Annotated in this window: 7 protein-coding genes; 2 read left to right on the plus strand and 5 right to left on the minus strand. The window is 42.9% G+C overall.

The annotated features are described in order from the left end of the window. Positions 1-568 precede the first annotated feature (568 nt). The gene (locus U2718_RS13460) at positions 569-973 is read right to left on the minus strand and encodes an Npun_F0494 family protein (protein WP_342000331.1); all 405 of its coding nucleotides are present in this window, start codon (positions 971-973) and stop codon (positions 569-571) included. Positions 974-1,152: 179 nt separating this feature from the next. On the opposite strand from U2718_RS13460, the gene U2718_RS13465 reads away from it, so the two are divergent. Further along, the gene (locus tag U2718_RS13465; protein WP_342000333.1) at positions 1,153-1,590 is read left to right on the plus strand and encodes a peroxiredoxin; all 438 of its coding nucleotides are present in this window, start codon (positions 1,153-1,155) and stop codon (positions 1,588-1,590) included. A gap of 171 nt (positions 1,591-1,761) precedes the next feature. On the opposite strand, the gene U2718_RS13470 is transcribed toward U2718_RS13465, so the two are convergent. From U2718_RS13470 to U2718_RS13485, 4 genes are all read right to left on the minus strand, one after another. Then, positions 1,762-2,151, minus strand: a complete 390-nt coding sequence (locus U2718_RS13470; protein ID WP_342000335.1) for a hypothetical protein — start codon at positions 2,149-2,151, stop codon at positions 1,762-1,764. A gap of 46 nt (positions 2,152-2,197) precedes the next feature. After that, positions 2,198-3,094, minus strand: a complete 897-nt coding sequence (locus U2718_RS13475; protein ID WP_342000336.1) for an ABC transporter permease — start codon at positions 3,092-3,094, stop codon at positions 2,198-2,200. A gap of 127 nt (positions 3,095-3,221) precedes the next feature. After that, positions 3,222-4,241, minus strand: coding sequence for an ABC transporter ATP-binding protein (locus tag U2718_RS13480; protein WP_342000341.1), 1,020 nt, complete (start codon positions 4,239-4,241; stop codon positions 3,222-3,224). Between the two features lie 105 nt (positions 4,242-4,346). Beyond that, positions 4,347-5,192 carry an Rpn family recombination-promoting nuclease/putative transposase gene (locus tag U2718_RS13485; protein WP_342000343.1) on the minus strand — a complete coding sequence of 282 codons (846 nt, stop codon included), beginning with the start codon at positions 5,190-5,192 and terminating at the stop codon, positions 4,347-4,349. A 640-nt stretch (positions 5,193-5,832) separates the two neighbouring features. On the opposite strand from U2718_RS13485, the gene U2718_RS13490 reads away from it, so the two are divergent. Then, positions 5,833-12,492: a HAMP domain-containing protein gene (locus U2718_RS13490; protein WP_342000345.1), complete on the plus strand. Its 6,660-nt coding sequence runs from the start codon at positions 5,833-5,835 to the stop codon at positions 12,490-12,492. The last annotated feature ends 311 nt before the right edge of the window (positions 12,493-12,803 follow it).

Below are 12,803 nucleotides of genomic sequence, written 5' to 3' on the forward strand. Positions count from 1 at the left end.
AAATTAGGACAAGGGAACAAGGAGACACGAGGATGCGGAGAATCGTGAATCACGTTCTTGCTCCTTGTCTCCCCCTCTCCCCTGCTCCTTGTCGTCTTCCTTCACCTTGTCTCCCAATTCCCCCTCTGTTTGTCCTCTTGTGTATGCAGTTTATGGCAGCTAGTCAGTGATAGTAATAATTTATGGTTTACTATTCTCTATTTACTTAATTCAGTTTAGAAAGCCACAAAACAAACTTCATAAAATGAGTAGTAACTTCCGTAAATATTGTTCCCGCTTTAGTGCCACTCCTAACTTTTGACTTTAAATTATCAAAAATACTGATAGTAGTGAGTGGATAGTGGATAGTCGTTAGTAGTCAATGGGCAATAGGCGGTGGGCATCGACAATAAAACCTGTTCCCACCCAACTACTACCTACTGTACGGGCGGGTTTTAACAACTATTTCTCCAAAATAACGAAATATTTAAATAAACCCGCCTGGCGGGTTTAAAAGATCAATTATCAGTTTGAACGACAAGATTATCAAATAAACCCACTCCTACTAACTACTAACTAAACCCAAATTCTAAAAAGGTAGTCTAAACCAACGAATCATAGCATCGGATAGGCGATCGCTCCAATTAGGAGTAGGGCAAGGTTGGCTTTGACATTCTTTTATGACTTGACGACCAACAGGTGTGAGGCGGAAACTATCTGTTATTCCCTGTCCGTCAACTTCGCGTCGCAACACACCTACTTGGATCAACCACACCAAATTGTTTTCTGCTGCTAATTCTGATAGAGGACGTTTGGTGTAACCATTGCGGACACCCGAATTACCTATAATTTCCTTCAAAGCCACCCTCTCGGACACCATAGCTGCAAATAAATTAAGATTGAAGGGAGAACATAACAGCGATCGCTTGGCTCGTTCTATAGTGTTACGTGGATATATCAGGGTTTCCTGGCTTTGGGAATCAAAAGCTGGCATTTTTATTTCCTGAGAATGTTTTGGATGATTAAATAAAAGACAAAGATATCTGTTTTAACTTGTAGCTGACAGCTACGTATTGATGCTGGGTAATAACTTTTTTGAGCTATTTATTTAATCATTGTAAATTATTGTAAAATTTCAAATGCATCAAATTTTTCACACAGGAAAGGTAAATTATGCCTCTAGCAGTTGGAACAGATGCGCCTGCATTTACCGCTAAAGATACTAACGGTAACACCGTTTCATTGTCTGATTTCAAAGGCAAAACAGTAGTTCTGTATTTTTATCCCAAAGATGACACTCCAGGCTGCACTAAACAAGCTTGTAGCTTCCGTGATGCCACTGAAGAATATAAAAGTAAAGATATTGTGGTGTTAGGAGTAAGTGCAGACGATGAAGCCTCCCATCAGGCATTTACTCAAAAATATAATCTCAATTTCCCCTTACTAGCTGATACCGATAAGACTTTAATCAAAGCATATGATGTTGATGGCGGTGGCTATGCTAAACGCGTTACCTACGTAATTGATGGTAACGGCAAAATTACTCACGTTGACTCCAATGTCAACACTCCTACCCACGCCAGCGATATTCTAGCTGCAGTAGGATTGTAAAAAACTTTGAGCCATTTTGTAGGGTGGGCGCTGCCTAATTTTCCTCAAACCCTTATTTTTCCGTTGTGTTAAGTGCCACCTGACAATTTGTACAGACGCAATCAATCGCGTCTTAAGGTTAACATTGAGGGCAACCACAAGGGTTGCCCCATCTTTTTGATTGAAGTCAATTCACTGACTCTGCTGGGGTGTAGCCGTTGGCAGCGTAATCACTGGCGAGCTTGCACTTGGTTGTGTCTGCGGTTGCCCTTGCTGTTGTTGAAAGCGTAGTTTTTGCCTTTCTTTAAAATCTCTGGCAACATCATTAATGTCTGAGTTCTGTTGAGTAGAATCCCAACTGCGCCCTCTCAGATTAGCGCAATGAATTAAGTTGAATACATTAAAAGAACTATCTTGACTATTACCAGAACAGAAATCGGTATTCTGTGGATCGTAAGTTGTTTGGTCGTACTGATTGGTAAGTTGAGCTAAACTGGGTTGCGGCACGAGCAAAGAGGCAAAGCCAAGACTTGCAAAAGTGGCAACAGTAAGCCGAGTTAGTGGTAAAAAAAAGATTTTCATGCAGATTTACCCCTCGTGTTCCTCCGAGTATAACGATGCTTCTATTTTATGAGAGAGTTTGCCGTAGTCGGGGTTGGATAATTAGCAAAGCAAAGACAGCAAACCCTAGTAACACGAGAATTGAACTGCCAAAAGTAACATCACCCCAAAAAGCGTGCATGACTACACTATTTAATCCCCAATCTTTGTGGAGATAAAGATAGCGAATTGGCTCAATAGCATAGCTGAGAGGATTGAGGGTGGCGATAATTTGCAACCACTTGGGCATAAAAGATAAAGGAGCCAAAGCAGTGCTGGCGAATAATAGTGGCAAGTTAGAGACAAAAATGACTGCTATTAATTCTATGTGTCCCGGTAAGGCAAAAGCCAATCCTAAGCTCAACGCAGTCACACCCAAAGCGAGTAGAAAGACTATCAAAGCGATCGCACCCAAGCCAGCTGCATCTGGTAAACCTGCACCCAAAAAAGCGGCTGCTGCCACAATGACTGCTGCTTGCAGCAAACTCTGACTAATAATAAAAATTGCCGAAGCTAAGACAATCGAATACCGTGATGCAAGAGGAGCCACTAGTAAGCGATTCAAAAAACCAAACTCTCGATCAAACATCACAGGTAAGCCAGCATTAAGCGCTCCACCAAAGGCTGTAAAAACAATGATGCCTGCGCTTAAAAATTGAGCATAGTTTGGAGTATCACCAAATATACCTTTTGGTGCATTTTGAAATAAAGCGCCAAATAGTACCAACCACATTACAGGCTGAATAATTCCTGCAATTAAAGTCGAAGGACGTCTCTGCAATTGAATAAACAAGCGACGAGTCAACGCTAACGTCTCTTGAACTAACTCACCAAAAAAATTGGGAGTAGTTTCTACGTAAGCTTTTGGTGCAGCAACTTGCTGCCAGTTAAGATCCGGTTTTGGAGGTATGACAGTACCACTCATGTCAATTTTTGGTAATTGTTAGTAGGTAGTAGGTAGTACTTAGTAGGGGCAGGTTTTGTTGATTAACTTTCGGTTACTACTGATAACTTATCTTCTAAACCCACCCGTACAGTAGTTGGTTATTTCCCTATCTCATATTTTGCTTTTTTTCCGCTTTTGGATCGCGATTTCCCAGTGCAGCGAGTTCCGCATCCATCAGTGTACGTCCTGTCGCTGCCAGGTAAACATCATCTAGGCTAGGACGAGATTGGGAAATGCCAAATATAGGCAATCCAGCATGATTCAAAGCTTGCTGAATGTTTATCAAAGTGTCATTTTGCGGTGTTACCACCAAGTTAAGGGAATTACCTTGAGCGCTATTGATAATTACTTCTTGGACAAATGGTAACGGTGCAAGTAATTCTTTGGCTTTTTCGGCTTCTTCTAGTGGTGTAAACTCTTGGATACGTAAAGTAATGCGATCGCCTCCCACTTTATCTTTCAGTTGAGAAGGTGTACCAGTCGCAATTACAACTCCACGGTCAATAATTGCCACGCGATCGGCTAAAGCGTCAACTTCTTCCAGATAATGACTGGTAATCACTACCGTGGTTCCTGCTTCTCGCAGCTTTCGTAAGAATTCCCAGACGATAAAACGACTTTCAATGTCAAGCCCAACGGTTGGCTCATCTAAAACTAGTACATCCGGTGCGTGCAGTAATCCAGCAGCCAAGTCAAGGCGCTTGCGCAAACCACCTGAATAAGTACCAGTTTTTTTGTTGGCGTATTCCTGCAAACCAAGCAAACTCAGTACTGTGTCAACACGTTGTTTTGCCACTGCTGCTGGTAAGTGATAAAGTGCCGCTTGTAGTTGCAGCAGTTCGCGTCCAGTTAGAACCTTATCTGGAGCCACTTCTTGTGCTACATAACCAAGCCGTTGTCTTGCTGCTTTGGGATTATCTAACACCGAAATTCCAGATACTTCTATTTTGCCAGCATCTGGTGTGGTAAGGGTACACAAAGCACGTAAAGTAGTAGTTTTACCTGCTCCATTTGGCCCTAATAAACCAAAAATTTCTCCTGGTTCAACCTGAAAGGAAACATCCTTAACAGCTTCTATTGAACCGTAACGCTTTTTTAGATTTTCAATTAAAACGGCGGGAGCCATGACAGCTTATCCCTAACAACTATACAAATCTCAACAATTTCTACTTCTATTGTAGTTGAGTAGTGTTAGGTGAAGCGATCGCTTGGATACTGCTTTTCAATCTTATTAACTGGTTTGAGGAGGAGAGATATTTGTAAGGTAATTTATTAAATCACTTTGGCTATTGAAATCCAACAGCGCCTCAGCTAATTCCTCTAGTTGAGTAATAGAGAATGTGCGGATCTGCTGTTCTATCTCTGGCTCAATTACACCAAACCGACGTGTCAACTGACGTAGAATCAGCGCTAAAGCCTCTTGTTTCTTTCCTCGTTCTTCTCCCTTCTGCAAAATATCTTGATAAATTACAGATTCTTGCATAATTTCCTCTCTGAAAAGCTGTTTAATCAGATTTTTCTCAAACCGCAAACCAGCCAAAACCTGCACGCAAGCTGATATGTTTTGTCGTTCGTCTGTTTCTTCAATCATATCGACAGCAGCAGCGACTTGCTCTAATAAAGCTTGAGGTGAGTTGGTTTGGGCTAGCGTCGCCAGTGGTAAGAGTGCGGGGTTAGCTAGTAGTGGTGTGGGATCTTCTTCCCATAAACGAATGATTCGATATCGGTGTGTGGTGTTTGTGTCTATATACTGATTTTGAAAAACGATTTCAGAAGATGTAGCTTGAAGGAAAATTAACACCTGCTGAATATCACACCAGTATTGTCGTTTTAATCTGGTGTAATAATCCAGCATCCGAAAGTCTAATGGGGGTGTGGATGCTGGGGAAGTTTGAAACTCTAAATGTAGGATTTGGTTGGAGATTTGTAAAAACGTTACCGAATCAGCGCGTATTGGTTCAAGGTTTAGTTCAGTTTTGAGTACCTGTATATCAGAAGTGTCAGATGCAAGTAACCATCTGGCAAAATCAGCAGGGTAGTGTTCGGCAAGGTATTTGCAGGTGTTGTCGTAACTCAAGAGGAATCGCTTTCTAAGTGACTATATCCATATACTAATTAGCATGAGTTATTTAATATACCATTTGACTCAAGAAGCGATCGCTACAACAAAACTTAGTATGGTAACCACACAACTGCTGTAGTAACGACACAGCTTGCGATCGCTACCACAAAACTTAGTGTGGTAACCACAGGATTTGCATTCCTAACCACACAATTGCTGTGGTAACCACACGATTTGTATTTGTAGCGATCGCAATTGCATTTGTAGAGCAACCAATTTAAACGTAAGAACCCGACTTCTGGTGAAAAGTCGGGGATTTATTTTTTTAGTTTATTTATGACAAATCAAGTCGAGGTATTGTAGAAACACAGCCAGCAATGGAGCGATCGCTCTGTTATAATTGCCTTCTAAATTTTATGTTTGCGTATTTTAATAAATTTTAATCATACTTGTAGATAGAGTTATTTATATAGCTAGATCGTAATTTTTTAAATTCGTTATAGTCTATACATCATAACTTGCACAGCCAACTGACAAAAAGCAAAGTTTCTTCTGGCGTAACTAGATAGGTTGGTATACCTTGTTGTCAGAAAAGCGCAATAAAAACTAGTAGTCGGCTTTAGCACTAAGTGTATAATTTTTTGCATTCAATCGTATGCCCACTGAACAGTTAACCAAAGAAAGCGATAATTTAGATTTAAAACAATTACTAAGAACCCTATCAGCTGTCAAAAAAGGCGATTTTTCAGCGCGGATGCCCATAGATCAAACTGGCATAGCAGGAAAAATTGCCGATGCACTCAACGATATTATTGAGCAAAATGAGCGGCTGGCAGCAGAGCTACAGCGAATTGGTAATGTTGTTGGTAAAGAAGGCAAAATCTCCGAACGTGCTTCTTTGGGAAATGTACGCGGTTCTTGGTCTGCTTGTGTTAATTCTGTCAATACACTGATTACAGATTTAGTGCAACCGACAGCGGAAACAGCACGAGTAATCCGGGCAGTGGCAAATGGCGATTTATCCCAAAGAATCGCACCAGAAATTGAAGGCAGACCCCTCAAAGGAGAATTTTACCAAACTGCCCAAATGGTAAACACGATGGTGGATCAGCTCAATGGGTTTGCCAGTGAAGTCACGCGGGTTGCTCGTGAAGTGGGAACTGAAGGAAAACTTGGTGTGCAAGCCCAAGTGCCGGGTGTGGCTGGGACTTGGAAGGATTTAACTGATAGCGTCAACTTGATGGCAGGTAACTTGACTGCCCAAGTTCGCAATATTGCTGAAGTAACAACAGCAGTGGCAAATGGTGACCTTTCCAAGAAAATCACCGTTGATGTCAAAGGCGAAATTTTAGAGTTGAAGGATACCATTAACACGATGGTGGATCAGCTCAATTCTTTTGCTTCTGAAGTCACGCGAGTTGCCCGTGAGGTAGGTATAGAAGGGAAACTCGGCGTACAAGCGGAAGTGAGGGGTGTTGCTGGAACTTGGCGAGACTTAACAGAATCAGTAAATATGATGGCGGGAAATTTAACCGCTCAAGTCCGTAATATTGCTGAAGTAACAACAGCAGTAGCAAATGGTGACCTTTCCAAGAAAATCACCGTCAATGTCAAAGGCGAGATTTTAGAGTTGAAAAACACCGTGAACATCATGGTGGATCAGCTCAATTCCTTTGCGTCTGAGGTAACGCGGGTAGCACGCGAAGTCGGTGCAGAAGGAAAACTCGGCGGTCAAGCAGAAGTCAAGGGTGTAGCTGGTACATGGAAAGACTTGACTGACAGCGTGAACTTTATGGCGGGTTCTTTGACGGCACAGGTACGCAACATTGCCGAAGTGACAACAGCAGTAGCAAATGGTGATCTCTCGAAAAAAATCACTGTCGATGTTAAAGGTGAAATTTTAGAGTTGAAGAACACCATTAATACAATGGTGGATCAGCTCAACTCCTTTGCTTCTGAGGTAACGCGGGTAGCCCGTGAAGTGGGAACTGAAGGAAAACTTGGTGTGCAAGCCCAAGTACCGGGTGTTGCTGGTACTTGGAAAGACTTGACCGACAGTGTGAACATGATGGCAGGAAATTTGACAGGGCAAGTTCGTAATATTGCGGAAGTTGCCACAGCCATTGCCAACGGCGATCTCTCCAAAAAAATTACTGTCGATGTCAAAGGCGAAATTTTTGAACTCAAAAACACCATTAATATTATGGTGGATCAGCTTGGTTCTTTTGCTTCTGAAGTCACGCGGGTAGCTCGTGAGGTAGGTTCTGAAGGGAAATTGGGCGTACAAGCAGATGTCAGAGGTGTAGCAGGTACTTGGAAGGACTTGACTGATAGTGTGAACTTCATGGCGGGTTCTTTGACTGCACAAGTGCGCAACATTGCCGAAGTGACAACAGCAGTAGCAAATGGTGACCTTTCCAAGAAAATCACCGTTGATGTTAAAGGTGAAATTTTAGAACTCAAAAACACCATTAACACAATGGTGGATCAGCTCAACTCCTTTGCAGGTGAAGTAACGCGGGTTGCCCGCGAAGTCGGTGCAGAAGGAAAGTTGGGCGTGCAAGCAGAAGTGAAAGGGGTTGCAGGTACGTGGAAGGACTTGACTGATAGTGTGAACTTCATGGCGGGTTCTCTAACAGCACAAGTGCGCAACATTGCCGAAGTAACAACAGCAGTGGCAAATGGTGACCTTTCCAAGAAAATCACCGTTGATGTCAAAGGCGAAATTTTAGAACTCAAGAACACCATTAACACAATGGTAGATCAGCTTAGTTCTTTCGCGAGTGAAGTAACGCGGGTTGCGCGGGAGGTGGGAACCGAAGGTAAACTCGGTGTGCAAGCTGAGGTTAAAGGCGTTGCAGGTACTTGGAAAGACTTGACCGGTGCAGTAAATATGATGGCGGGTAACCTCACCGATCAAGTGCGGAGTATTGCAGAAGTTGCTACAGCCATTGCTAACGGTGACCTTTCCAAGAAAATTACGGTACAGGTGAAAGGCGAAATTCTGGAGTTAAAAAGCACCATTAATATCATGGTGGATCAGCTCAATTCGTTTGCTTCTGAAGTAACGCGAGTAGCTCGTGAGGTAGGTTCTGAAGGAAAACTTGGCGTACAAGCAGATGTCAGGGGTGTAGCTGGCACTTGGAAAGATTTAACCGATAGCGTTAACTTTATGGCTGGTTCTCTGACAGCACAGGTGCGCAATATTGCCGCAGTGACAACAGCAGTGGCAAATGGTGACCTTTCCAAGAAAATCACCGTCGATGTTAAAGGTGAAATTTTGGAACTTAAAAACACTATCAACACGATGGTGGATCAGCTTAACTCCTTTGCTTCTGAGGTAACGCGGGTTGCCCGTGAGGTGGGAACTGAAGGAAAACTTGGCGTGCAAGCAGAAGTCAGAGGTGTTGCTGGCACGTGGAAGGACTTGACCGATAGTGTGAATATGATGGCTGGAAATTTGACATCACAAGTCCGTAATATTGCTGAAGTTGCTACAGCAGTGGCAAATGGTGACCTTTCCAAGAAAATCACTGTTGATGTCAAGGGTGAAATTTTGGAGTTGAAGAACACTATCAACACGATGGTGGATCAGCTTAACTCCTTTGCTTCTGAGGTAACGCGGGTTGCCCGTGAGGTGGGAACCGAAGGTAAACTTGGCGTGCAAGCTTATGTGCGGGGTGTGGCTGGCACGTGGAAAGATTTAACCGATAACGTTAACTCGATGGCAGGCAACCTAACAGCGCAGGTGCGCAACATTGCCGAAGTGACGAAGGCAGTGGCAAATGGTGATCTCTCAAAGAAAATCACTGTTGATGTCAAAGGCGAAATTTTCGAGTTGAAAAATACTATCAACGTGATGGTAGATCAACTTAGTTCTTTTGCATCAGAAGTAACACGAGTTGCACGGGAGGTGGGAACCGAAGGTAAACTTGGCGGTCAAGCCCAGGTTCAAGGTGTTGCTGGTACCTGGAAAGATTTGACCGACAATGTGAACTCGATGGCGAGCAATTTGACGGCACAGGTACGGGGCATTGCGAAGGTGGTAACAGCAGTTGCCAACGGTGATTTGAAGCGGAAACTGATGCTGGATGCCAAGGGTGAAATCGAGGCATTAGCAGAAACAATCAATGAAATGATTGATACACTGGCAACTTTTGCTAATCAAGTCACTACTGTGGCGCGGGAAGTAGGAATTGAAGGTAAGTTAGGCGGGCAAGCCAAAGTACCGGGAGCTGCTGGTACCTGGAAAGATTTGACTGATAATGTGAACGAACTAGCTGCCACACTGACTACTCAGTTGCGGACGATCGCCGAAGTGGCAACTGCTGTTACTAAGGGTGACTTGACACGTTCAATTTCCGTTGAAGCTCAAGGTGAAGTAGCTATTCTTAAAGACAACATTAACCAGATGATTGCCAACCTGCGAGAAACAACGCAGAAAAATACCGAACAAGACTGGTTGAAAACTAATCTGGCTAAGTTCACTCGAATGCTACAAGGGCAGCGGGATTTAGAAACTGTATCCAAACTCATTCTCTCGGAGTTGGCTCCACTGGTAGGCGCATCTCATGGCGTTTTCTACATTGTAGAAGCTGCGGAAACTCAGGCATTTTTAAAACTACTCAGCAGCTATGCTTACCGCGAACGCAAACATCTTGCCAACCGCTTTTACTTGGGTGAAGGCTTAGTCGGACAATGTGCTTTAGAAAAAGAACGGATTTTGCTCACAGAAGTACCGCACGACTATATCAAGATCAGTTCTGGTTTAGGCGAGGCTACTCCTCTCAATGTTGTGGTGCTACCTGTACTATTTGAAGGACAGGTAACAGCGGTAATTGAGCTTGCTTCCTTCCAACGCTTTAGCGAAATTCACCTGACATTCTTCGACCAATTGACAGAAAGTATAGCGATCGTGTTAAACACCATCGCTGCCAGTATGCGTACAGAAGAACTACTCAAACAGTCCCAGTCTTTGGCAGAAGAATTACAAATTCAGCAAAACGAACTTCGGGAAACAAACAAGCGCTTAGAACAACAAGCTCATACGCTCAAGTCATCCGAGGATTTACTGAGAAACCAGCAAGAAGAATTACAAAAAACCAATGCCGAACTCGAAGAAAAGGCAGAGTTATTAGCACAGCAAAATCAAGAGGTTGAACGCAAAAATCAAGAAATTGAGCAGGCAAGGCTGTCTTTGGAAGAAAAAGCTGAACAACTAGCACTTTCGTCCAAGTATAAGTCCGAGTTTCTGGCGAATATGTCGCACGAATTGCGGACACCGCTCAATAGTTTGTTGATTTTAGCTAAATTACTAGCGGACAACGTTGATGCGAACCTCACAGATAAGCAAGTTGAATATAGCCGCACGATTTACTCTGCTGGTAATGATTTGTTGTCATTAATCAACGATATTTTGGATTTGGCAAAAATTGAATCTGGAACCATGTCAATTGACATGGAGCAGATGCGGTTATCTGACTTACAAGAGCATATAGAACGTAATTTTAGGCAGTTTGCTCAAGACAAAGGACTTAACTTTACTATCGAACTAGCTCCTGATTTACCTAAGACAATTTATACCGATGCCAAACGTTTACAACAAGTTCTCAAAAATCTGTTAGCAAACGCATTTAAATTCACAGAGCGCGGCGAGGTAAACTTACGGATCTTTGAGGCAAAGCAAGGCTGGAGTTCTGATCGCAAAACTTTGACTAACGCCCCTTGGGTGATAGCTTTGGCAGTCAGGGATACAGGTATTGGCATTGCTCCAGAAAAGCAAAAAATTATTTTCGAGGCGTTTCAGCAGGCAGATGGTACCACCAGTCGTAAATATGGTGGTACAGGATTGGGTTTGTCTATTAGTAGGGAAATTACCTACCTGCTCGGTGGTGAAATTAAACTTACTAGTTCGTTGGGAGAAGGTAGTACATTTACGCTATATCTGCCGCAACCAGGAGGACAAGAGGACAAGGGGACAAGGAGACAAGGGGATACGGGAAAACAAGAGGAGACTCTGACACGGGGACGCGGGGATACGGAGAATATTTTTAATAATCTTTCCGCGTCACCGCGTCTCATGCTCTCCGCGTCTTCTTCCCCCACTCCCTTGATTGACGACAGAGACAATATCGCCGAAGGCGATCGCCTACTTTTAATTGTTGAAGATGATGTGAAATTTGCCCGCATCTTATTGGAGATGGCACGAGAACACCAATTCAAGGGTATTATCGCCCAAAGTGGGAATGCAGGTTTAGCTTTAGCGGGAGAATATCAGCCTGCTGCCATTATCCTTGATATTCGCCTGCCAGGAATGGATGGTTGGACAGTACTTGATCGGCTCAAGCACGATCCAAATACCCGCCACATCCCAGTACATATCATGACAGTTGAAGAAGGAAGACAGCGCAGTTTGCAACAAGGAGCGATCGCTTACTTACAAAAACCGATTAATAGTGAAGTGCTCCATCAAGCATTAACCAAAATCAAGGGTTTTGTGGAACGGCGAGTCAAGAATTTGCTGATTGTCGAAGATGACGAGAATCAACGCCAAAGCATTATAGAACTAATTGGTAACAGCGATGTAGCTACTACTGCTGTAAGTAATGGTAGTGAAGCCCTAGCAGCCATTGCTTCCCAGACTTATGATTGCCTAGTTCTTGATTTAGGACTACCAGATATGGATGGATTTGAGTTGATTGAACAAATCAAATCCTCTCCCAATGGTGAAGCACTCCCGATAGTGATTTACACCGGTAGAGAAATTACCAAAGCTCAAGAAACGCAATTGCGGCGTTTGGCAGAGACAATCATCGTTAAGGATGTGCGCTCTCCCGAACGTCTTTTCGATGAAACGGCTTTGTTTTTGCACCGCGTACAAGCTCAACTGCCTGCACCGAAACGCTTAATGCTCGAACAATTGCAAAACTCTGATTCTCTACTTGCAGGTAAAAAAGTGCTGATTGTTGATGATGATGTGCGTAACATCTTTGCTCTTACCAGCGTGCTTGAGCGTTATCAAATGCAGATTTTGTATGCGGAAAACGGTAATGATGGCATCGAAGTTCTACAGAACAATCCAGATATTAATGTTGTTCTGATGGATATCATGATGCCAGAAATGGATGGTTACGAAACTACTCGTCGCATTCGCCAACAGTCTGAGTTTAAATCCCTACCGATTATTGCTCTGACTGCTAAAGCGATGCAAGGCGATCGCGAAAAATGTATTTCCGCTGGTGCATCCGATTACATCACAAAGCCTGTTGATACCGAACAGTTGCTTTCGCTGCTACGTGTTTGGTTATATCGATAGCCACATAGTCTATCGTTCATAGTTCATAATTGTGAACTATGAACGATATAATCAATTAAAAATATAGGATTACTATTTAATTTTTGAATAATATGTAGGGTGTGTGATTGCAAAGCGTAATGCACCAAATCCTTGGAAATGGTGCGTTATACTAAAGTTTTAACGCAACGTTAGTGTTGCGGCAAGAAAATCTACACCACAAACTGCCTCTCCTACAAATACTAATTCTTATATTTATTAATCGACATTATTGTAGTTATTACCATTGATTATAAATAAATTACTTAAAACATCATATAAATATATTTAAA

Origin of the sequence: Chlorogloeopsis sp. ULAP02, from assembly GCF_038404745.2 — a bacterium.
In the GTDB taxonomy this organism is placed as follows: domain Bacteria; phylum Cyanobacteriota; class Cyanobacteriia; order Cyanobacteriales; family Nostocaceae; genus Chlorogloeopsis.